The sequence below is a fragment of the Muricauda sp. SCSIO 64092 genome, from assembly GCF_023016285.1.
Lineage (GTDB): Bacteria > Bacteroidota > Bacteroidia > Flavobacteriales > Flavobacteriaceae > Croceivirga.
In genome coordinates, this window is the sequence record NZ_CP095413.1 from 4772423 (window position 1) to 4793754 (window position 21332).

At 40.2% G+C, this 21332-nt stretch carries 22 protein-coding genes; 10 read left to right on the plus strand and 12 right to left on the minus strand.

Annotated elements, in window-relative coordinates; genetic code table 11:
• Window positions 1-15 precede the first annotated feature (15 nt).
• The gene (locus L0P88_RS19740; RefSeq protein ID WP_247131611.1) at window positions 16-1428 is read left to right on the plus strand and encodes an aldehyde dehydrogenase; all 1413 of its coding nucleotides are present in this window, start codon (window positions 16-18) and stop codon (window positions 1426-1428) included.
• Window positions 1429-1706: 278 nt separating this feature from the next.
• On the opposite strand, the gene L0P88_RS19745 is transcribed toward L0P88_RS19740, so the two are convergent.
• Entirely contained in the window at window positions 1707-1886 is a 180-nt protein-coding gene (locus L0P88_RS19745; RefSeq protein ID WP_247131612.1) for an XRE family transcriptional regulator, read from the minus strand.
• 192 nt (window positions 1887-2078) lie between these two features.
• On the opposite strand from L0P88_RS19745, the gene L0P88_RS19750 reads away from it, so the two are divergent.
• Both L0P88_RS19750 and L0P88_RS19755 read left to right on the plus strand, forming a co-directional pair.
• Complete coding sequence (locus tag L0P88_RS19750) at window positions 2079-2810, plus strand: DUF6088 family protein (protein ID WP_247131613.1); 732 nt, start codon at window positions 2079-2081, stop codon at window positions 2808-2810.
• Window positions 2807-3784, plus strand: coding sequence for a nucleotidyl transferase AbiEii/AbiGii toxin family protein (locus L0P88_RS19755; protein WP_247131614.1), 978 nt, complete (start codon window positions 2807-2809; stop codon window positions 3782-3784). Before L0P88_RS19750 ends, L0P88_RS19755 begins: the two co-directional genes overlap by 4 nt.
• 104 nt (window positions 3785-3888) lie before the next feature.
• Here L0P88_RS19755 and L0P88_RS19760 read toward each other — a convergent pair whose 3' ends face one another.
• The 4 genes from L0P88_RS19760 to L0P88_RS19775 form a co-directional block, all read right to left on the minus strand.
• Window positions 3889-4344 carry a DUF6730 family protein gene (locus L0P88_RS19760; protein WP_247131615.1) on the minus strand — a complete coding sequence of 152 codons (456 nt, stop codon included), beginning with the start codon at window positions 4342-4344 and terminating at the stop codon, window positions 3889-3891.
• A 4-nt stretch (window positions 4345-4348) separates the two neighbouring features.
• On the minus strand, window positions 4349-5230 hold the full coding sequence (locus tag L0P88_RS19765) for a relaxase/mobilization nuclease domain-containing protein (protein WP_247131616.1): 882 nt from the start codon (window positions 5228-5230) through the stop codon (window positions 4349-4351).
• A complete protein-coding gene (locus tag L0P88_RS19770; RefSeq protein WP_247131617.1) occupies window positions 5227-5388 on the minus strand; it encodes a hypothetical protein in 162 nt (53 codons plus the stop codon). Before L0P88_RS19770 ends, L0P88_RS19765 begins: the two co-directional genes overlap by 4 nt.
• 188 nt (window positions 5389-5576) lie before the next feature.
• Window positions 5577-5888: a hypothetical protein gene (locus L0P88_RS19775; protein WP_247131618.1), complete on the minus strand. Its 312-nt coding sequence runs from the start codon at window positions 5886-5888 to the stop codon at window positions 5577-5579.
• 911 nt (window positions 5889-6799) lie between these two features.
• Here L0P88_RS19775 and L0P88_RS19780 point away from each other — a divergent pair.
• From L0P88_RS19780 to L0P88_RS19795, 4 genes are all read left to right on the plus strand, one after another.
• Window positions 6800-9232: an ABC transporter permease gene (locus tag L0P88_RS19780; protein WP_247131619.1), complete on the plus strand. Its 2433-nt coding sequence runs from the start codon at window positions 6800-6802 to the stop codon at window positions 9230-9232.
• Window positions 9233-9516: 284 nt separating this feature from the next.
• Complete coding sequence (locus L0P88_RS19785; RefSeq protein WP_247131620.1) at window positions 9517-9654, plus strand: hypothetical protein; 138 nt, start codon at window positions 9517-9519, stop codon at window positions 9652-9654.
• Window positions 9651-10013, plus strand: coding sequence for an IS3 family transposase (locus tag L0P88_RS19790; RefSeq protein WP_247131621.1), 363 nt, complete (start codon window positions 9651-9653; stop codon window positions 10011-10013). The genes L0P88_RS19785 and L0P88_RS19790 overlap by 4 nt, the downstream gene beginning before the upstream one ends.
• A 69-nt stretch (window positions 10014-10082) precedes the next feature.
• Window positions 10083-10259, plus strand: coding sequence for a DDE-type integrase/transposase/recombinase (locus L0P88_RS19795; RefSeq protein WP_281499748.1), 177 nt, complete (start codon window positions 10083-10085; stop codon window positions 10257-10259).
• Between the two features lie 808 nt (window positions 10260-11067).
• On the opposite strand, the gene mnmE is transcribed toward L0P88_RS19795, so the two are convergent.
• Together mnmE and L0P88_RS19805 are read right to left on the minus strand one after the other, a co-directional pair.
• Window positions 11068-12438 (minus strand): tRNA uridine-5-carboxymethylaminomethyl(34) synthesis GTPase MnmE, encoded by a 1371-nt coding sequence (mnmE, locus tag L0P88_RS19800; protein ID WP_247131622.1) that lies wholly within the window; start codon window positions 12436-12438, stop codon window positions 11068-11070.
• Window positions 12439-12722: 284 nt separating this feature from the next.
• A complete protein-coding gene (locus L0P88_RS19805) occupies window positions 12723-13634 on the minus strand; it encodes a hypothetical protein (RefSeq protein WP_247131623.1) in 912 nt (303 codons plus the stop codon).
• Between the two features lie 278 nt (window positions 13635-13912).
• Between L0P88_RS19805 and L0P88_RS19810 the strand changes: the two genes are divergently transcribed.
• A complete protein-coding gene (locus L0P88_RS19810) occupies window positions 13913-14272 on the plus strand; it encodes a DUF4870 domain-containing protein (protein WP_247131624.1) in 360 nt (119 codons plus the stop codon).
• A gap of 56 nt (window positions 14273-14328) precedes the next feature.
• Here the strand turns inward: L0P88_RS19810 and dnaN are convergent, their stop codons facing one another.
• From dnaN to L0P88_RS19835, 5 genes are all read right to left on the minus strand, one after another.
• A complete protein-coding gene (gene dnaN / locus L0P88_RS19815; protein WP_247131625.1) occupies window positions 14329-15447 on the minus strand; it encodes a DNA polymerase III subunit beta in 1119 nt (372 codons plus the stop codon).
• A gap of 112 nt (window positions 15448-15559) precedes the next feature.
• Window positions 15560-17221 (minus strand): gliding motility-associated ABC transporter substrate-binding protein GldG, encoded by a 1662-nt coding sequence (gene gldG, locus L0P88_RS19820; RefSeq protein ID WP_247131626.1) that lies wholly within the window; start codon window positions 17219-17221, stop codon window positions 15560-15562.
• The gene (gene gldF, locus L0P88_RS19825; protein WP_247131627.1) at window positions 17218-17958 is read right to left on the minus strand and encodes a gliding motility-associated ABC transporter permease subunit GldF; all 741 of its coding nucleotides are present in this window, start codon (window positions 17956-17958) and stop codon (window positions 17218-17220) included. The genes gldG and gldF overlap by 4 nt, the downstream gene beginning before the upstream one ends.
• Window positions 17959-17964: 6 nt before the next feature.
• The gene (locus L0P88_RS19830) at window positions 17965-18261 is read right to left on the minus strand and encodes a putative quinol monooxygenase (RefSeq protein WP_247131628.1); all 297 of its coding nucleotides are present in this window, start codon (window positions 18259-18261) and stop codon (window positions 17965-17967) included.
• A complete protein-coding gene (locus L0P88_RS19835) occupies window positions 18262-19092 on the minus strand; it encodes an S-adenosyl-l-methionine hydroxide adenosyltransferase family protein (RefSeq protein ID WP_247131629.1) in 831 nt (276 codons plus the stop codon).
• Window positions 19093-19213: 121 nt separating this feature from the next.
• Here L0P88_RS19835 and L0P88_RS19840 point away from each other — a divergent pair, with 121 nt between their 5' ends.
• Together L0P88_RS19840 and L0P88_RS19845 are read left to right on the plus strand one after the other, a co-directional pair.
• A complete protein-coding gene (locus L0P88_RS19840; protein ID WP_247131630.1) occupies window positions 19214-20173 on the plus strand; it encodes a PhoH family protein in 960 nt (319 codons plus the stop codon).
• 1 nt (window position 20174) lies between these two features.
• Window positions 20175-21134: a phosphoribosylaminoimidazolesuccinocarboxamide synthase gene (locus L0P88_RS19845; RefSeq protein ID WP_247131631.1), complete on the plus strand. Its 960-nt coding sequence runs from the start codon at window positions 20175-20177 to the stop codon at window positions 21132-21134.
• The last annotated feature ends 198 nt before the right edge of the window (window positions 21135-21332 follow it).

Below are 21332 nucleotides of genomic sequence, written 5' to 3' on the forward strand. Positions count from 1 at the left end.
TTAAACATGGGAACCATGAATGCAATAGCGAAAAATCCAGTGGAGAACAATGAAGTAACTTTTGAATCGGAAGTAAGGCAATTGGTGGCTGACCAAAGGGACTACTTCCAAAGCAACGCAACCCGATCAGTAGAGTTTAGGCTAGCGCAACTAATGAAGCTAAAGGAGCTTTTGCTTGAAAACGAAGATAAGATGCACGAAGCCATCATGAAAGACTTCGGAAAGTCAAAATACGAAAATCAATTGACCGAGTTCTTTCCAATCATTGATGAACTTAACATCTCAATCAAGAACCTTAAAAAGTGGATGCAACACCGGAGTGTAAAAACAAACTTGTTGAACTTCCCTGCAAAAAGTTACCTGGTACCTGAGCCGCTTGGTGTAACCTTGGTTATTGGAGCTTGGAACTTCCCATACAACCTATCCTTGACCCCGTTGGTTGGTTCAATGGCAGCGGGTAACACCACGATATTGAAGCCAAGTGAGCTTCCTGCCGAAACCAGTAGGATTATGGCCAAAATCATTAATGGGAATTTTGACCCCAATTACTTAAGGGTTGTAGAGGGGGCCATTCCAGAAACTACCGCTTTGTTGAAACAACGTTACGATAAAATTTTCTTCACTGGTAGCCCAATGGTAGGTAAAATCGTCAATAGGGCAGCAGCTGAACATTTGACCAACGTTACTTTGGAATTGGGGGGAAAGAACCCGGTTATCTTCCATAAGGATGCCGTGTTAAAAACTGGTGTTAAGCGAATGATATGGTCAAAATTTGTGAACTCAGGTCAACTTTGTATCGCACCGGACTATGCACTTGTACATAAAGATGTAAAAGATGAGTTTCTTAAACTGGCCGTTAAGGAAATTGAGAAAGCAAACTTTTCACCGGAGAACCACAACTTTGTTCAGATCATCAATGAAAGAAATTTTGATAGGGTGGTTGGATTGATCGATCCCGAAAAGGTTTACTACGGGGGAACCCATAATAGGGGAGATAGAAGGATAAATCCAACAATCTTGAACAATGTAACACTTGATGATGCTGTTATGCAAGATGAGATTTTTGGTCCAATCTTACCTGTTATGGAATATGAAACAATTGATGAGGCCTTCGAAATCATAAAAGGAATAGAAAAACCTTTGGCCGCCTACCTGTTTTCTGATAGCAGTACGATCAAAGAACGTTTCTTACAGGAAATTCCTTTTGGGAGCGGTGGTATCAATGACTGTGTAATGCAGGTGACCAACCCGAATATTCCTTTTGGCGGTGTTGGAAACAGTGGTATGGGCCGTTACCATGGTAAGTACAGCTTCGAATGTTTTTCACACTTTAAAGGTGTGTTGGATAAACCAACGGCCATTGAAACAAACCTGAAATACTATGGGTATAGCGAAAAACAACTGAAAGTTATCAAGGCTTTGGGTTAAGCCGGAAAACGAAACGGTTATCGTATTTACATATAGGATGGATAATTTGTATTGCTCCAGGAACTTGGGGCAATACAGGTTTGATGAAATGTAAATTCATGGAAGTTAGCAGGTCAAAATTAGGATCGTCTGTTGGGATTTAACTTCTTGATAAAATCAATGTATCATTTCCCGATGCAATATTTTACAATCCCCAAGAACAAAGGGGTAGGGGCGCTTGAGGTGGAGAAATCGGTGAAAACCTTTGTTTTCTTTTGGTAGTGTTTTGTTTTCCATACTTATGGATTCAAATCTTCCATGGGATAATGAATGCTCTCGTATTTTTCAATAATATCCGTGATTTTTAGAAACTCTTTGCCTAAAGTGCTATCCATTGGTGTGTTATCATCAACAATATTAACCAATTCCTCTAACCTCTGATTGGCATTGATGTATTCCTCATTTGAGATAGGTTCCATGAAACAAGATTTAATTGTTATGCCTTAAAGTATATATTGTTACCCTTTTACCTTGCAGACGTTTTTATTAGTCTGCAAGGTAAAAGGGTAACATGAGTAATGCAATTAAAGTTATCATAACTTATTATAATATGTCCAGTTTATTAGTTAAAAAACTGGACATTTTGGATACCTTTGTAAAAATCATTTGTAATGAAAACCTCTGAATATATTGAAGATAGGATCAATAAACTGCCAAAGGGATATGTATTTACCTATATGGATTTTATGAATGAGGTGACTAGAAGAGAAGCTATTATTAAGCATCTGAATAGGATGGCTACTTCCGGTAAGATAAACAAGCTATCCAAAGGTAAATATTTCAAGCCACAAGAAACCGTATTCGGTTCCTTGCTTCCAGACCAGCACCAAATTGTAAAGGATTTGTTAGAGGAAGATGGTAAACTTTTGGGGTATATCACAGGGTATAGTGTTTATAATTCCCTAGGGTTTACTACACAAGTAAGTAGCACCATACAGATAGGCAAACGAGAGATAAGACCCTCTTTTAAAAGAGGGCGTTTCAGGATTTCGTTCATCAAACAAAAAAATACCATAAATAAAGAGAATATTCCCCTATTGCGATTATTGGATGCGATACGTTACATCAAAAAAATACCGGATACCACTATTGACAAAAGTTGTATTCGATTGATGGCATTATTCCGCGAATTGAAAACCAGCGAGCAGATAAAGCTTATAAAGTTGGCTTTTAAATATTCCCCTGCCACCAGAGCTTTGTTGGGAGCACTGCTCAGGGAGATTGGTTGTAGGGCGGAGACGGAACTAAGGGATCTTCAGGATAGTTTAAACCCAATAACGGTTTATAATCTTGATGTTTCTGAAAATGTGTTGTCAAATGCTAAATACTGGAATATAAAATGAAGCTGCACGAGAACGAACAACTTTTCAGACAAGCGGTGCGGGTAACCGCAGAGCGAATGGGTATTCTGGATATCTATATCGAAAAGGACTATTGGGTATGCTATGCCTTAAAACTCATTTTTGAAAGTGAAATAGAAGATGAAGTCATATTCAAAGGCGGTACTGCCTTATCAAAGTGTTACAAATATATTGAACGTTTTTCTGAAGATATTGATTTGGTGGTCTTGCGAAGGGATTCCGAAACAGGAAATCAACTAAAAAGCAAGCTTAGAAAAATTACAAAGTCCATAACAGCTCCATTCGAAGAAGTTGATATTGATGGCATTACCAATAAAATGGGAATGATTCGAAAGATTCCATATAACTACCCCAAAATTTTTAAAGGTGATTTCGGGCAAGTACGTGACAACATCATTGTTGAAGCTACTTGGTTGGGGCATTTTGAACCCTATTCTAAAAAGTTCCTCAGCACCTATATCTACGATATGATGAATGCCAATAATCAAATGACATTGGCGGAAGAATATAGTTTATTACCTATTGAATTACTCGTATTGGATTCTCGAAGAACGCTTTGCGAAAAAATCATGAGTTTGGTACGATTCTCTAATACCGAAAATCCCATTGCTAACTTGAATGCAAAAATAAGGCATGTGTATGATATTCATCAATTGTTGAAAGATAAAACGGTTCAAGCATTTTTTACTTCCGAAGCTTTTGATGTGATGTTGCTCAAAGTAGCCCATGACGACATGCAAAGTTTTAAGAATGACAACGATTGGTTACGATACCATCCAAAAGAGGCATTGATTTACAGAAGCCCAGAAGAAACGTGGAGCCAACTTAAAGACACCTATCAGGGGGCATTTAAGTTTTTGGTCTATGGGGAGTTACCTAAGGAACAGGATGTATTGATAACCATGGTTAAGGTGTCCGAGCGATTGTCTCAAGTAAAATGGGAGATAGTGTTTTAACAAATATCCCCAAATCCTTACCGAAAACTTTGCGCGTGGTTCCTGTGAAATTTCTTCCGCGTTCGGGAAGATAAGCGAGAAGAAGAAATTCCGTAGGGCGCAAATTACTTTTTGCCTTTGGGATTGCGCCATTCTTCATAAAGGGCACCTGCCTCTGGGGTTTCCTCAATAAATCGCTCAAAGTGCCTGACGGCATTGCTTTCACCTTGGGAAAATGCAGCTTGTTCTTTTTTAGGGATATTGGAAATCTGGAATATGGCGTATCCCAGAACCATCAAAACAGTCACCATAAACCCCCAGAACAACTTTATTGCCCATTTTGGAAAAGAAATGGACTTCTTGATATGGTAGATGACATTGGCCAATAGTTTGTTCTGTTCTTCAACTGCTTTCCTCTGGCTGTCGTTGTATCCTTTCAAGAGATGGTCAATACCATCCGTATCAGCTTGAACTTCATAGTCCATCAGGAACTCTTTCAGTTTTTCCATTCGATTGACCGAATGTTCAAAATTATTCAGTTCCTCTGTCAATAATTCTGCTATTTCGTCCAGTTTTGCCATAATATTACATTTCTATTTCAATTTCTATTCCTTTATCAATGGTTCTTTTAATGGTCTTTGAGATTGCTTTCATTGCAATTTTGGCCACCAGGTTAGGGGAGAGGCTTACCGTTTTGCCTATTAGCTTCATAGCATTTTCCGTTTTTGCCTTTTCGACCACATCTCTGCTGAAACCGATTTGTTCGGCTATTTTGTTCATTGACATAGAGCGGTGAATCTCACTACCCTTCAGATTTTGCCCAGCAAACTCAAATCGAAAGCCCTGCAGTTGGTTCTGCTTGTTGATGGATGGAATAACCTTTACAGGATAGACTTCTATAGCCTTGATGTATTGGTCAAAGTCCTTTGGTCTGATCTCACTGATGACCTTCTCATGGATTCTTTTCAAAACCATTCGCATATCCTTTGCCTTGTCCAGTTTTTGCTGTTGTACTTTCCGCACTGTGGTCAGACCCACTTCCTTTGCTACCCTTTCCGCAGCTTGTTGGCTCCGTTTTCCTATGAAGTTATCTTTGTAGGCCTGTCCCTGAAAATTGATTCGGTTCACGTACAGATGGATATGGACGTGTTTCCGGTTTCTGTGCACAAAGGCAATCGCCTGGTTCTCCTGTAACTTCATCTGTTTTAAAAAACGTTCGGTGATTTCTTGCAGTTTCCCATTCTTCATTTCCTTACCATCTTTGATAGTCGGACTCAGAACGAAACTCAAAGTGTTCTTTTTGCATTGATGATTCTGTTGTTGGATGGTCCTGAATTCTTGGGTAATTTCTTTTGGGGTTTCCCCCGCCAAATATTGGCTATGGACAATTTCCGGTCTCTTTTCCTCTCGAAGTCCATAGGCCATGGATGCCGAAGTATGCGATATGGACTTTCCCATTCCAATCATACCTTAAAGTTTAAAAGGTGTTCCCTGATCTCCTTTGCCAACTGGGTGACTTCATCCGCCAATTTTGGATTCCGTTTTCGGAACATATTCCCGATGCGTTTGAAATTGTTCTGGTATTGCACCAAGAGTTTATAGGCTTCAATCTGGTCATCGGACAATCATTCTATACGTTCAAGACGCTCCTCTAGTTTTAAATAATCCATTACTATTTTATTTAGGGTGAAACAATGGACAAAAGCTTTTGTACTTTTTATTAGAATTCTTACCGAAAACTAGCATGGGAAACAAAAGGAAAGGCTTGCATTGCATGTAGTGCAAGCAAAAAAGAGGGGAATGCAAGCAATTTTTAAGAAAATGGGGCAAATACAGCTTCCAATTCCTCACTTCTTTTGGAAATCCTGTTTCTGGTCAGGGCGTTTCTCACGGTATTGTAGTTATAGGGCAGACCATCTTCACGTCTAAGCAAATCAGAATTTTTGATGAAATCAATAAGCTGCAAATCATTCTTTGGAAAGATTATCTTGAGCCTCTCATAAAACTCCTTACAAGCAGGGTTTTTTAATTTCAAATGAATCTTCGCATCATGTTCGTCCCAGTCCATTAAAAAACATCGAGTAAAGTCCTCTTTTGAAGTTTTGTCTATTAAGGACCATATCATAGCGAACCAAATTATCGTAAAGTCTAGCGAGTTGTAATTCGGTAATCGAGATGTTGAAGTTTTTGGTAGATTTAAGTTTTTCCTTGATTTTCGGAATTACGATGCGTTTGAATTTCCTGGACCAGGTTATCTGGGTTAAAACCATTCCCAATATGAAGACCAAAAGGCTGGATATAAAATAGAAAGTCTGGGGTGTTTGCCAATATTGATAAATGGTGGAAAAGCTAAAATGCATTAACATAAGGCCTAAACCATGAAAAAACAGTCTCGGCTTTTCAATGTACTTGTTCCATTTGAAGGGTTCTGTGAAAACAAAGCGTACCAATATTATCCCATAGGGATACAATAACCTCATGTATACGTAAATAAAACAAGCGAAGAAAAGGAGTTCGGACAATACTGACATAGCTTTAATGTACGGTTTTCCGAATAAAAAAAGGCGAAATCAAGACGAAATGTAATTTTTGAACTACAACATTATTTTTTCTCGTAGCGTGGGTAGGGGAAAGAAAGGTCAAGCAGCCCAATGCTGCTTGTGCTTTCGTGACGCTCTGAGGGTGTCGGAAAACCGAGTGGTTTTGTGACTTCCGCAAGGGCTTTATTATGTTGAAGTGAACGAAAGACAGTATTTATTTCGAAACTGGAAGATGTTGATTGTGGCTAGTTATGCAATTAAAAAAGAGGTTTCACAGCAAAGCTCTTGTTCAATTCAATTAATCATTAGTTTTATGCAAGTCAATAAGAAATAGAATTATATTAGATAGTTAACTATTTTGGATAAAAATATTCTTATCTTTTCAAGAAGTAATAATTTATCTTTTCTTTTGTAAGAAATCACAACTTTGATTTAAATTTTGGGAATTTCAGCGTTTGATAGATTTAAAATTATGGAGGACTAAAAACGAAATAAAGTGTTCAAGCATTATTTAAAAATCGCGTGGCGTAATCTACTAAAGAATAGACAGCAGACTATAATTAATCTTGTAGGTTTAACTATTGGAACAGTCAGTAGTCTTTCAATTATTATATATGTTCTTGATCAGTTTGGCTATGATGAACATCATGGGAATTACGGTTCAATTTTTCGTGTAGAGACTCTTATTGAGAGGAAAGACAAAGAGATAGAAAGAACAGCATTGACATCACCACCAATAGTATTTACTTTAAAAGAAGACTTCCCTGATGTAATTCAGGCTACGCGAATTGTAATTACAGATAAGACTTTCAGTAATCCAATAAGTTTAGAGGAAAACCAACAAGGTTTTTATGAACCTAGGGCATATCTCGCAGATTCTACATTCTTTGACATTTTCAACTATAAGTTTGTAGAAGGCTTAAAACAAACTTCTTTGAAGGAACCTTTTTCGATTGTTCTCTCTCTATCATTGAAAACCAAATTATTTGGTAAGCGAAGTGCCCTAAATGAAAGTGTAATTTGGGGAACTGGCAAATACTCTCAAAAACTAGTAGTTAAAGGTGTTTTTGATGACTCACTTTTTAAGTCCCATTTAAATCCCAACTACATAATCAGTATGGAGACGCCTGGACTAGGCAGCTATATCAAGTCAGCAAAGAATTTTGCTATTCAGAATATGGTTTATGGTTATATAAAATTATTACCTCAGGTAAATCCAAATGAATTGAAGAATAAGCTCGATAATTTCATGAAATTGCATGGTGAAAATGATATGAAGAATGCTGGAATTTTAAACAAGGTCTTGTCACTTAAAAACGTTGGAGACATTTATTTAAACAGTTCGGGCATAAAGGACCAAGTTGGAAAGGTATCTAACTTGAATTACCTGTATTTCTTATTAACACTTGCCTTTCTAATACAATTGATAGCATGCATAAATTTTGTTAATCTTAGTACTGCCAGAGCAGGGAAAAGAGCAAGAGAAATTGGTGTTAGAAAAGTTGCCGGTGCAGGCAAAAACTTAATTAGGAAGCAATTCTTAACCGAGTCTCTTTTGTTATCCTTATTTGTGATGATGATTAGCCTACCTATCACTTTAGTTTTGTTATCGACAATTAATGACATAACAGGAGGAGATTTGACTTATTTGGACTTATTCAACAAAAGAACCTTTTTAATATTGCTGATTCTAGGCATACTCACTGGATTAGTATCTGGGGGTTATCCCGCAGCTGTGCTTTCATCTATTAAAACCGTTAATGTTCTAAAGGGAATTGTTAGCCCAAAGACAAATTCCATTATTTTACAACGGATATTAGTTCTCTTTCAATTAGTGGTATCGATATGTCTCCTGATATCTGTATTTGTAATTTCCAAACAGGGTAATTTCTTTCTCAGTAAGAGTTTGGGTTATGACAAAGAAAACATGATAGCATTAAGGGTAGAGTCCGATGCTAAAAATATCAAATATCGTGCGTTAATAAATGAATTTGATAAAGTACCGGGAGTATTGGAAACAGCTAGCTGTAGATATGCCCCCTCTGAGCCCATTTTAACGGCAAGTGAATATTACCACCTATCAACTGAGTCAAGAGAGAATGCTATAGTGTTCAAGAAAAATGGAGTGAGTAATAATTATTTTAGGACCATGAAAATTCCTTTGATTATTGGTAGGGATTTTGAAGATAGTGACGATAAATATAGGGTCATTCTCAACGAGTCGGCTTTGCAAAAACTAAATCTAAAACTAGAGTCAGCTGTCAACAGCAGATTGTTACAACAAGTTGGGGATAAACTTTTGGAATTTGAAATTATCGGAGTCGCACAAGATTTTCACTATTCAAGTCTCAAAGATGAAATTGCACCTATTATGTTCTATTATAGTTATGAGCCCAATTGGCTTTTGGTAAAAACTAATACTCAAAATATTGCTGGTATTGTATCAAAATTAGAAACCAGTTGGAGAAGAGCTAATTATAATGCTCCCTTTAATTACTCTTTTGTGGAAAAATTAACTGAGCAACTTTATGAGGAAGAGGAACGTTTAAAAAAGATATTTCTTATTTCCGCCATTATTGCTATTTCCATAAGTTGTTTTGGACTTTTCGGTTTAATATCGTACACCGTTGAGCAAAGAAAAAAAGAAATTGGAATTCGAAAAGTGTTAGGGGCTAGTTTGAATTTGATTTTGAAGCTCCTCACAAAAGATTTTATAAAATTGGTTTTCTGGGCGTTCATAATAGCATCTCCAATTTCATATTTTATTTTGACGAGATGGCTTGAAAGCTACGCGTATAGAATTAAAATAAATTGGGATGTTTTCTTGATTTCTGGAATCATGACATTGCTATTAACGGTTCTTACCTTAGGAATACAGTCCTTTAGGGCAGGTATTTCAAACCCCTCAAAAGTTCTCAGGACCGAATAAGGGTTTTCAAATTTTGCAAGCTATAATTTTTCTTGGCTACTTTAGATTTATAATATCTAAATAGAAAATCATAGCAAACCATTATAATTCCTCTCAATATAAGGACAGCGAGTTAAGTTAGATTTTTAACCTTAGATTCATTGTCAAATGAGCAGAAGAAAATTCACATAGGAATTCAAGTTCAAATACGTACTTGAGGCCTTGTCGGAATGATACAGTATCTAGGAACTGGGTGGGAAGTATGAGATTCACCCCACACAGATCACCAACTGGAAAAGTCATTTTTGAAGAATGGCCAAGCGGTCCTTGAGCGTCCCGTCAAGGATGACAAGACCGAGGCTGAGAAAAAAAAGGAGTGTTTGTTGCGCACCATTGACCAACTCAAGGTGGGGAACGATTTTTTAAAGACGGCCTCACAATGAGTAAGTTCGTAAAAGCGAGAAGGGGACTTGTCCAAAGGGAACATGTTCTGAGCGGAGTCCACCAGTGCGAGCTTTTGGATATCCACCGTAGCGGGCTCTACTATGCCTCAAAAGGGGAAACGCAGCTAAATCTGCAACTGATGCGCCTTATCGACGAGGAACACATGCTTCACTCATGGTTCGGTGTGCCGCGCATGACCGAAAGGCTCAGGGAGGACAATGGCCTCATTGTCAACCCCAAACGGATTGAGAGGCTTTTCAAACTCATGGGCATATCTGCAGTGGGACCCAAGCCCAATACCTCCAAAAAGGGGAAGGGGTGTTTCACAAGATGTTCAAGTACCCTTTGCGCAACCTAAAGGTTGAGAACCCGGAACATGTCTGGGCGATGGACATTGTCTATATTCCAGTAAACGGCGGACCTATACCTGTGTGCGATAATCGATCTGTACAGCCGCTATGTTTCCGGTTGGTCACTCTCCAACACCATGACATCGGAGTGGTGCACGCGGAAATTGGAAACGGCCATCATGGTATATGTAGCGCCCGAAATACTCAACAACGACCAGGGCAGACAGTTCACCGCCAAGGAGTTCCATACATGAGTGACAGCCCTCTAACAGGGCATAAGGTTGAGCATGGACGGTAAGGGACGGGCAATCGACAATGTTTTCATCGAACATCTATGGAGGAGTATAAAATACGAGCATGTATATCTGTTCCCTGCCGATGACGGTCTGGAATGTTACTGTGGCATCAGGGAATCGGAGGCCAAAGACCGTTGTCGGCTTATGAAAAACAAAAGAAAAAGGCAGCGTAGTGATTTGGGATGGAAAAAAGGTTTTCAACAAAATCGGTGAGTTGTCAATTTCCCCCGGACTTCCTCTTTTCAACATCATTATTACACTTCTTTTTAAAGAAATCCTGTCCTAAGGATAGTGGAAATTCTATGCTGTTAGAAATTTCGCTAAAATTTTGTAGGATTTTCAAATTCGAGGGATTTACTTTCATTTTATTAAGAGCATAAGAATTAACAAAACCAATCTTTATAAAAGTAGGAAATATATTATTAAAATTAATAAATTAGATAAATTAGTAAAGATTTTAATTGTTGTTCTTTTCAAGGCCTAAATAGATACATGCATAAAAAAGTTAAAAAGTGAAAAAATTTAAAATTTCATTTTGTACGATCTGTATGAACAGACTAGAATATCTTCGAAAGACTTTACCTAAGAATATTGAGGACAACCTTAGTTACAATGAAGACTTACCCCTTTTGAAGGCTTCCCTGTTTTTCAGACAGTATAAAAATCAACTATTTTTATCTCATGAAGAAGAGCAGGTTCACGGAAACACAGATTGTTGCGATGCTGCAACAGTATGAATCTAAATGAAATTTAAAAATCAACATATTTATTTGCCGATGCAAAAATTCGAAAAGATATTCCCCAACAGATCATCGGTAGTGACGCTCCCCGTAATTTCACCCAAATGGAACAGGGCTTCCCGAATATCAATCGCCATAAGATCACTGGCCAATCCCTCAGCAAGGGCCTCTTTAACCTTTTGAATCGCTTCCAGGGCTTTCAATAGCGCATCGTAGTGCCTGGAATTGGAGATGATGGTATCGTTTTTGCCCAATTCCCCCGTATTGGTCAGCTGCAGGAGCGTATCTTTTAAATCGTCGATGCCATCACCAAACTTGGCGGAAATCAAGGACAGATTGGTATGGTTTGCCTTGAGGAAGTTGAGTTGGGATTCGGTGGCCCCATCAGTTTTATTGGCAATGACCAAGATTTTTTTGTCCGGATATTTTTCTTGAAGATTCTTTATTTCTTGCTGTCTATCACTCATGGCATCAATGAGATAGAACACCAAAGCGGCTTGTTCTATTTTTTCGTAAGCGCGCTCGATTCCTATTTTTTCAACATGGTCCTGGGTATCCCTGATTCCGGCGGTATCAATGAACCTAAAAGTAATTCCACCAATGGCAATTTGATCTTCAACCGTATCCCGGGTTGTTCCGGCGATAGCACTTACGATGGCCCTTTCCTCATTTAAGAGTGCATTCAATAAGGTGGATTTGCCCACATTGGGTTCTCCCACAATGGCCACGGGGATTCCATTTTTGATAACATTGCCCAGGGCAAAGGAATCGATCAGTCGCTCCAGGACATTGACAATACGGGTCAACAATTCATTGAACTGGCTTCTATCCGCAAATTCCACATCTTCCTGTGAAAAATCCAGTTCCAATTCAATGAGCGATGCAAAATTCAAGAGTTCTTCACGTAGGTGTTGGATTTCATTGCTAAAACCACCACGCATTTGTTGTATGGCAATTTGGTGGGAGGCTTCGCTATCACTTGCAATTAAATCGGCTACTGCTTCCGCCTGACTCAAATCCATTTTTCCATTCAGAAAGGCACGGAGCGTGAATTCCCCGGGAGTTGCCATTCTACAACCATTTTTTAAGAACAGCTGAATCAATTTTTGTTGGATATAGGGCGAACCATGGCATGATATTTCCGCTACATTTTCACCGGTATAGGAATTGGGCCCCTTAAATAGGGATACCAACACTTGATCGATAACGGTGTCATTTTCCACAATATGGCCCAAGTGTACGGTATGGCTTTTTTGGGCTTCCAAACTTTTCTTGCCAATAGCCTGAAACTTGCTTGAGACCATTTCAATGGCGTTTGGACCGGATATGCGAATTACGGCAATTGCCCCAATACCTGAGGCTGTTGCCAATGCGATAATGTTATCTTCCTGGAACATGGCTGCAAAATTACAAATTAGCCGATCCGCTATGGCATTTGCCTAAAAAATGCCTGTAGTTAGGTGCATCAATCGGATAGGAATGGAGTTGGTGATTTTGGATTTACTCTCCCCATTACAAGTTATTTGCAATGCTTAATGTAGTGGTTTGTGAAAATCACGGGGTCAGCTACAATAAGTAATGAAATGGTTTTGATTGATCTTTATCCCTCCCTTGATTTGATGCAATAAAAAAGGCCAGGATGAATCTGGCCTTTTTTCTTAAAACGATAAGTGTGAATGTTTTAATGATATCCTGGACAGCATCGTAATCTAAAGTTAAAGTCCATGATCCAAAGGCGTTCACCTGTGTGCCTATCGGTTATCCATCCCCAATCACTGAATCCATTCTCCCCAATGTTTGAATCGAAGGCTGCACCGTTGGGACCTAGTTGACCTCTTAGGTTCTCACCACGTTGTTCCAGGCCAAAACAACCTTTACCAATACAGTCATCACCCCAAGAATATACCCAGCTCTTTTTTGAATCAATTTCATAGTAGTGAAGATCTGCTGGATTCGTAGCCCGGGAAGCGCAACCTGGCTCCTCTTTGAATACGCCACCATCGGCAGTGAATTCTTCATAAGTCTGTTTGTCTTTTAACCAAACATTGACATAAACCTTACAATTTCCTTCATTCATGGAAGTTACACCTCGAATTAGACCAGTACCATTGCTGAAGGTTGCAAAAATTAACCTACTATATTTTTTAGAAGAAAAAAAGGTGGTTGGATTATAAAAGTCATTCTCGTTTTTTGGCCACCACATGTTGGAAGTGGGTTGCAAATCTTGTGAAGGACATCTATCGGCATCTTTAACCAGACACAACGAAGTTATTCTGGGACGATGACGATATCTTCCCTTGCTGCTGGATACATCTTCCGAAATTATAGTAGCATTCTGAAAATCCAAAGCTTCTAAATTAAGGCTTTCAATTTCGCTAATATTCAAACCTTCAACTTCTTCAAAAAATTGACTTTGAATTTCTTCGAATTCCTCGACTTGAAGTTCTTCTTGAGTCGATGCATTTCCTTGTTCTGGAATGAGTTCGGTTTCTTCGGAGGATTCAATGGTTGGATCCACCGTCGAGATTTCTTCATTTTCGCAACTGTATAGAGCAAAAATCAAAGCGGCAGTTAAAACACTAAATTTTTTCATAATTACATTGGTTTAGATTGCACAACATTATTACAGAAAACAGACTAAAAAGAATATAATAGATGAAAAGCATTTTTATTGGACAGCTAACCCGATGGATTGAATAGTTTTTCGTAAATACCGAATAATCTTACAATAATTTGATATGCAGTCTATTACAGTTATTTAACCAAAAACGTATATTATTTTTTGTTCTCGTCTTCCGGGAATAATTTGAAGGTGTAACATTTGCTTAAAAATGACTACATATTACATATAAATACATCAATCATAATAAAATGGAATTAGTCAATACTACGGTTTTACGAAAAGACAACAGGCTGCTGGCCATTACGCATTTGTCACAGCTGTTGCATTATATTACGGGTTTTGGAGGTTTTTTGGTCCCACTCATTATTTGGTTGACCTCGCGGAAAAGTGTGGAAGGCATGGATGCACATGGAAGATCCATTATTAACCTGCAATTAAGCCTTCTGCTCTATATTATCCTGAGTATTCCGGCAATCCTCCTTTTGGGATTGGGACTACTAACGCTATTGGGAGTGGGGATACTCGGTTTTGTTTTGCCCATTGCAAATGCGGTGAAGGCCGCCAATGGGGAGCCACCATCCTATTTTTTGACCATTAAGTTTTTATAAAAAGAAAAGTCAAGGGAATACCTTGACTTTTTACCATTAGACCTTTTAAACTTTAACTAGTTGTTGAGCATTACGGGCATCACCAGCATGGTGACCTGTTCCCCTTCGTCCAAACCATCCGAGGGGGTTAGAATTCCCGCCCTGTTGGGGAGACTCATTTCCAAGGCAACATCTTCAGAGGATAAGTTGTTCAGCATTTCCACCAAAAATCGGGAATTGAATCCTATCTGCATATCATCGCCCTGGTAGGAACAGCTTAGCCGCTCTTCCGCCTTATTGCTGTAATCCACATCCTCGGCGGAAATATTGAGTTCCGCACCTGCAATCTTTAAGCGAATTTGGTGCGTAGTTTTGTTGGAAAAGATGGAAACCCTTCTTACCGAACTCAGAAATTGATTTCTGGATATCGAAAGTTTGTTGGGATTCTCCTTGGGAATCACGGCTTCATAATTGGGATACTTTCCATCTATTAACCGACAGATCAATTCGGTTTCATCAAAAGTAAACTTGGCGTTACTTTCGTTATACTCTATTTTAACATCGGACTCGGAACCTGCCAAAATCCCTTTTAAGAGGTTAAGGGGTTTCTTGGGCATAATGAATTCCGCTACTTCGGATGCGCTGATATCCGTACGTGCATATTTGACCAGTTTATGGGCATCCGTGGAAACAAAGGTTAGGCTCTCCGGTGAAAACTGGAAGAATACTCCGCTCATAACGGGTCGCAAGTCGTCATTTCCAGCGGCAAAAATGGTTTTCGATATGGCAGTGGCCAGAATATCACCTAAAACGGTCGTAGTACTGGGATTGGTCAACTCCACCGCCTTTGGAAATTCATTCCCATCGGCATAGGCAAGGGCATATTTACCGTGATTGGAACTTATTTCTACAGTATTGTTATCCGCCACCACAAAAGTCAAGGGCTGCTCTGGAAATGTCTTTAAGGTATCCAACAATAATCGGGCAGGTACGGCAATGAGCCCCTCGGATTCAGAATCTACCTCTAGAACGGAATTCATGGTGGTCTCCAGGTCGGAAGCCGATACAATCAGTTTGGTTTGCCTTAAATCGAACAAAAAGTTATCCAGGATGGGAAGGGTATTGCTCGAGTTGATTACGCCCCCCAAAACCTGCAATTGCTTGAGTAAATAGGAGCTGGATACAATAAATTTCATCAATAGTATTTTCTAGGTAAATGTATGCTTGATCCGCATGGCCAAAAACCGCTAGCGGGTAAAGACAAATATATTTTAAAACTGCTGGCTTAGGAAACTTAGTTATCAACACTTAAGCCGCAAATCTTCGCTTTCTAAGGTAGTTTTGGACCAGACTTCCCAGAACCACCAAAAGTATTGGCATTCCAATAGTTAGGAGTTGCCATTTGGTTTTGGCCTCCACCACTTTTTCCGCATCCAATAACGGAATCGCCACATTTTTGTTTCTGATGTTTATAAATCCATCATCGTCCAGCAAATAATTGACGCAATTGACCAGAAATTCCTTGTTTCCATAGAAGCTGTTGGTCCATTTATCATACCCCAGTTCCAAGGGTCTACCTTGCTGCAATTGGTTCTTAACGATATCCCCGTCCGCAATAACGATCATTTTATTGGAATCCCCATTTTCAATGGGATCTTTTAATGTAAGGGGTTTGACCCGATTCACATAAGCCGACTTGAATTTCCCTTCCAAAAGTACCGCCACCGGAAAACCGGGATTTGGGGGGTAGGCTTCCTTGTCCAAGGGGGAATTGAGTCGATCAAAACCAATTTGTTGCGGCACACCTTCCACCTTGGATAGGGGAGAGGATTGTAAGAGTACGGTTTTGGTATTGGCATTTACCAAGGTGTCAATGGCATTTGCAAATTGCAATCGAACCGCTTCCATGTTATTGGTAATGGGATGGTTGTCCTTGGAAAAAATCATGGGGTGGAAAACCCAGGGTAGGGGATTGTACTGTGAGTCGTTGGCCTCACCATTGGCCAGAACAATGGGTGTGTTGTAAAGATCATTGACCAAAACGGGGTTGATCCGTAGCCCGTATTTAAAGAAAAAATCGTCCAGGTTCAAATCCCTGCGCACGGCTACATTACTTCCCCTTTCATTGAACAGGCTATCCAGTTCCATGGCCACCTGGTCAACAAGCCAAAGGGACTTTCCCCCTTTCACGATGTACTGGTCCAAAACATATTTTTCAACTTCCGTAAAGGCTTCGGTCGGTTTTGCGATCAAAGCCAGATCAAACCCCAAAAGCTGATCCAATACCCTTTCCGGATGGTTCTTGGTGGAATCCAGGGTAATCGCCCCAATATTGTAATACTCCTTAAGGCCCGTTAAAAAATCGGCTATATATCGATCTTCAAGTTCCCCGTTCCCTTTTAGTACGGCAATTTTCTTCTTTTGGGTAAGTCCTATTTTTTTAAAGGCATCGGCAAATGCATATTCCAGGTTTTGAACCGAATTGTTGACCCTGTCCTCCGAAGAAGCACCCAATTTGTTCTTGAGCAGCGAAACTTTTACGGTTTTGTTCTTATAGTTGACCATGGCCCAGGGAAAAACCAGTTCCTGGGTCATTTTCCCCCCTTCCTCAATGGTCACATTTGCCGGTTTCAGTCCAAGCCGTTGAAGGTCACCAATCGTCCGTTCCCTTGTTGAAGGGTCCTCCAAAGGGTCTACCAAGTTGTAAACAATGTTCTTGTTGCTTGATTGAAATTGTTCCAGGAGCAGCACGGTTTCGTTCTGTAAACGGGCAAATTCCCCGGGCAGGCTTCCCTCCAGGAGGATGTCCACCACAACGGGGGAATCGAATTGTGAAGTGGACTCCAAAGCCGCTTTTGATAAGGTAAAACGTTTGTCCTCAGTGAGGTCAAAACGTTGATAGGCATAGTTTGAAATCACATTGATCATTATAACGATCAGCAACCCACCAATGATACTTGTTCCTTTCATGAGTTGAGTGCGTTTGTTTTTTTCAATCGTACAATGGCCAAAAAGACAAAAAAAGCGGTTACGCTTAGGAAGTAAAAAAGATCCCGTGTATCCAAAACCCCTTTGGCGATATCCTCAAAGTGGGCCTTGGCCCCAATCTTTTTGATCAGTTGCTGGGTCGTTCCATCTGAAGTCAATGAAGCAGCGGCTTCAGGACCATAAAAGACCAAAAAACAAAGTGCGGCCCCCAATATAAAGGCGAATATCTGGTTCTCGGATAGGGACGAAGAGAAAATGCCCATACTGCAATACAGTGCCATTAGAAACAAAACCCCAAAATAGGAACCTATAACCACGCCCATATCGTAATTCCCTTCGGTAATGCCCAAATCGGAGATGGCAAGCACATAAACAAAGGTGGGAAGCAAGGCTATGGCGCCCACGCTCAAAGCCCCGAAAAATTTCCCCAATACAATTTTGGTCTTGGTGAGGGGTTTGATCAACAGTAATTCCAATGTTCCCAGTTTCCTTTCCTCAGAGAAACTGCGCATGGTTATGGCGGGAATCAAAAATAGGAACACCCATGGGGCGAGCAGGAAAAAATGGCCCAAATCCGCGAAACCGTAATCAAAAATGTTAAAACCTCCCCTAAAGACCCAAAGGAACAGTCCATTAAGGGTGAGGAATAGCAGGAGGATCAAATAACCGATGGGTGAATTGAAAAAGGAATGAAGCTCTTTTTTAAGAATGGCCAACATATTTTTCTACGCTAAAGAAGCCAATTGGGTAACACTCCACGCTTCCGGTTTGTCCTGAAATAGTTTTTTGGTCCGGCTCCAGACCGTTTTGAAGAAATCCGACTGTCGATATAGATCCAGATAGCATTCGTCTTCCCACTTGCTATAGGTAAAGAAAGTGGTCGGATTCTCCAAATCCTGATATAACTCCAGATGCATGCACCCTTCAAAACTTCGTATTTTTTCTTTGGTTTCCTCGAAAAGAAGCTCAAAACTAGAAATATTTTCCGCTTTAAAGGACAATTTTACGATTCTAATCAGCATTCAAAAGAAATTAATGGTTATGATATCTTGCTGGTTAAGGCCAATTAGGGAGGAAGCCCCCCCTACGGTTTTGAGGTCACTTTTAAAAATGGCCAGTTCCAAGTGACCTGCAGCATTAAAGAGCGCCAAAAAATCGCTGGGCCCCTTTCTTTGGTTTTTTGGAAGTTCAAAATCTATGAGCCCGTTGTAGCTATTGAATATGGCCTTGAGTTTATGTCTTCGGGCAATCAATTCAAAGGAACGGCCATTGCGATAGGCTTCAAAAAGACTTTTGGTAATATTGGTCACTACATTTCCGTAGTGGTCAATGTAAATAACATTCCCGGTAATGGTTTTTCCATTGTTTGAGGGTCTGGGTTCAACTACTTTAGTGTCCTTTAATTGCCCAAATGGTTTACTCACCACTTCCTCCTTACCGCCCCTGGCCAAATGGCAAGCTACCTGGGTAAATACCTCCAATTCGGGAAAAGAATTGCGCTTGGTACTCGGTAGGCTGATCCTATTTATTTTTTCCGGTGTTTTGCCGGAGGCCATAATGGAGAGGACACCATTGTTCGCACCAATGAAGTAATGACCGTCCATTAGGACCAAAATATGTTCGTTTTCCGGGGATTCCTCGGATTCCAGGCCAATGACATGGATCGTTCCCTTTGGAAATTCGGGATAGGCACATTTCAATAGGTAAGCACATTCGTGAATGTCGAAAGGCGAGACCTGATGCGAAATATCAACAATTTGGGTAGTGGGCACCTGGGATAGAATTCTGCCTTTAATTGCTGCCACAAAATGGTCTTTTGTTCCAAAATCAGTGGTTAGGGTAATAATGGCCATAAAGGATTGTTGAAAGAATTCTTGATGCTAAAAATGATTTTTGGTTAAGTTTGTCGGTAAATTTACGTAAAAGGAAAACAGGATTTCTTCCTAACCCCACTAACTTCTAATTATTGATTTTTTGAACGAACTTATAATTGAACTCACGGAGATAAGCCCAAGGGATTTTTTTGGCCTTCAGAATGAGAATATAGAATTGCTCAAAAAATATTTTCCAAAACTGAAAATTGTCGCAAGGGGCAATAAGGTCAAAGTCTATGGAGATGAGGAAATGCTTGAGGAATTCGACCGTCGATTTGATATGATCACGGAACACTTTGCCAAGTACAACAAACTGGATGAGAACGCCATAGAACGATTGCTGACCAGTAACAGCAAGGAAGATTATGAATCTTCGGCCTCAAGCGGGGAGGTATTGGTGCACGGGGTCAATGGTAGGTTGATCAAGGCCCAAACGGTGAACCAAAGAAGATTGGTGGATGCCTGTTCCAAAAACGATATGGTCTTTGCCATTGGTCCTGCTGGGACTGGTAAGACCTACACTGGTGTTGCGTTGGCCGTAAAGGCGCTAAAAGAGAAGCAGGTCCGTAGGATAATTTTGACGAGGCCCGCAGTAGAGGCTGGAGAGAATTTAGGCTTTTTGCCGGGGGATTTAAAGGAGAAGCTGGATCCCTATATGCAGCCGCTTTATGATGCCCTTAGGGATATGATTGCTCCCGAAAAGTTGGAAAAGTACATTGAGGACGGTACCATCCAAATTGCGCCAATGGCCTTTATGCGTGGACGTACTTTGGACAATGCTTTTGTGATATTGGATGAAGCCCAAAACACGACCCATGCCCAAATGAAGATGTTTTTGACACGAATGGGCAAAAATGCCAAATTTTTGTTGACCGGTGACCCAGGACAGATCGATTTGCCCAGAAGGGTGATTTCCGGCCTAAAGGAAGCCCTGTTGATTCTGAAAAACATAAAGGGAATAAGTATCATTCACTTGGATGATAAGGATGTTATTCGGCATAAGTTGGTGAAAAAGGTCATTGATGCCTATCAGAATATTGAACACCAAAACCAATTCTAGGATGGCCAATACACTAATGGGTACGGACTTTCACTTTCCAGGTCAAAAATCCGTTTATCGTGGAAAGGTCAGGGAGGTCTATCATTTTGAAAATGACATTTTGGTCATGATCGCTACGGACAGGTTATCCGCTTTTGATGTGGTCATGCCAAAGGGAATCCCTTATAAGGGGCAGATTCTGAACCAAATTGCCACAAAGATGATGGAGGCCACGCAAGATATTGTGCCCAATTGGTTAATGGCCACACCCGATCCCAATGTGGCCGTTGGAAAGGCCTGTACCCCTTTTAAGGTGGAAATGGTGATCCGAGGATATCTTTCAGGCCACGCGGCACGGGAGTATAGGTTGGGAAAACGCCTACTCTGTGGAGTACCAATGCCCGATGGAATGATGGAAAACGATCCATTTCCCGAACCCATTATAACCCCGGCCACCAAAGCCGAAAAAGGAGACCATGACGAGGATATTTCCAGGGATGACATTTTGGGCAGGGGTATTGTGTCCGAAGAGGATTATAGCATTCTGGAGAAGTATACCAGGGCATTGTTCCAAAGGGGGACCGAAATCGCCGCTGGACGTGATTTGATTTTGGTGGACACCAAATATGAGTTTGGAAAAACCAAGGATGGGGAAATTGTATTGATCGATGAAATCCATACCCCGGATTCTTCCCGCTATTTTTACGCCCAAGGGTATCAAGAACGACAGGACAGGGGGGAACCGCAAAAGCAGTTGTCCAAGGAATTTGTACGGCAATGGTTATTGTCCAACGGGTTTCAAGGCCTGGAGGGGCAGACCGTGCCTGAAATGGGTGATGCCTACATCCAGTCGGTTTCCGAACGTTATATTGAATTGTACGAGAATATTACGGGGGAAGCCTTTGAAAAGGCCGACATCTCAAATATCCATGAGCGAATCGCCTTGAACATTGCGACCTATTTGGGCCAACTATCCCCTTAAGGTTCAAACCCTTCCATTGTATTTGGGTTACTTTGTTTTTCGAACACCTTTTCAAACCATCTCATTGGTTGATCAAGAATTCCTTCTTTGATTTAAAATACCCTATACCTTCTAGGTCCCTCCAATTTAGATTTTCCGTACTGTTTGTTAAATGTTAAAATAAGATGTTTGAACAATTATTTTGTTTATCGCTAATTT

What these genes read in the sequence shown, in the direction of transcription:
- L0P88_RS19740 (WP_247131611.1), top strand. Translation starts at nt 16, where the DNA reads ATGAATGCAATAGCGAAAAATCCAGTGGAGAACAATGAAGTAACTTTT.
- L0P88_RS19745 (WP_247131612.1), bottom strand. Translation starts at nt 1,886, where the DNA reads ATGGAACCTATCTCAAATGAGGAATACATCAATGCCAATCAGAGGTTA.
- L0P88_RS19750 (WP_247131613.1), top strand. Translation starts at nt 2,079, where the DNA reads ATGAAAACCTCTGAATATATTGAAGATAGGATCAATAAACTGCCAAAG.
- L0P88_RS19755 (WP_247131614.1), top strand. Translation starts at nt 2,807, where the DNA reads ATGAAGCTGCACGAGAACGAACAACTTTTCAGACAAGCGGTGCGGGTA.
- L0P88_RS19760 (WP_247131615.1), bottom strand. Translation starts at nt 4,344, where the DNA reads ATGGCAAAACTGGACGAAATAGCAGAATTATTGACAGAGGAACTGAAT.
- L0P88_RS19765 (WP_247131616.1), bottom strand. Translation starts at nt 5,230, where the DNA reads ATGATTGGAATGGGAAAGTCCATATCGCATACTTCGGCATCCATGGCC.
- L0P88_RS19775 (WP_247131618.1), bottom strand. Translation starts at nt 5,888, where the DNA reads ATGATATGGTCCTTAATAGACAAAACTTCAAAAGAGGACTTTACTCGA.
- L0P88_RS19790 (WP_247131621.1), top strand. Translation starts at nt 9,651, where the DNA reads ATGAGTAAGTTCGTAAAAGCGAGAAGGGGACTTGTCCAAAGGGAACAT.
- mnmE (WP_247131622.1), bottom strand. Translation starts at nt 12,438, where the DNA reads ATGTTCCAGGAAGATAACATTATCGCATTGGCAACAGCCTCAGGTATT.
- L0P88_RS19805 (WP_247131623.1), bottom strand. Translation starts at nt 13,634, where the DNA reads ATGAAAAAATTTAGTGTTTTAACTGCCGCTTTGATTTTTGCTCTATAC.
- L0P88_RS19810 (WP_247131624.1), top strand. Translation starts at nt 13,913, where the DNA reads ATGGAATTAGTCAATACTACGGTTTTACGAAAAGACAACAGGCTGCTG.
- dnaN (WP_247131625.1), bottom strand. Translation starts at nt 15,447, where the DNA reads ATGAAATTTATTGTATCCAGCTCCTATTTACTCAAGCAATTGCAGGTT.
- gldG (WP_247131626.1), bottom strand. Translation starts at nt 17,221, where the DNA reads ATGAAAGGAACAAGTATCATTGGTGGGTTGCTGATCGTTATAATGATC.
- gldF (WP_247131627.1), bottom strand. Translation starts at nt 17,958, where the DNA reads ATGTTGGCCATTCTTAAAAAAGAGCTTCATTCCTTTTTCAATTCACCC.
- L0P88_RS19830 (WP_247131628.1), bottom strand. Translation starts at nt 18,261, where the DNA reads ATGCTGATTAGAATCGTAAAATTGTCCTTTAAAGCGGAAAATATTTCT.
- L0P88_RS19835 (WP_247131629.1), bottom strand. Translation starts at nt 19,092, where the DNA reads ATGGCCATTATTACCCTAACCACTGATTTTGGAACAAAAGACCATTTT.
- L0P88_RS19845 (WP_247131631.1), top strand. Translation starts at nt 20,175, where the DNA reads ATGGCCAATACACTAATGGGTACGGACTTTCACTTTCCAGGTCAAAAA.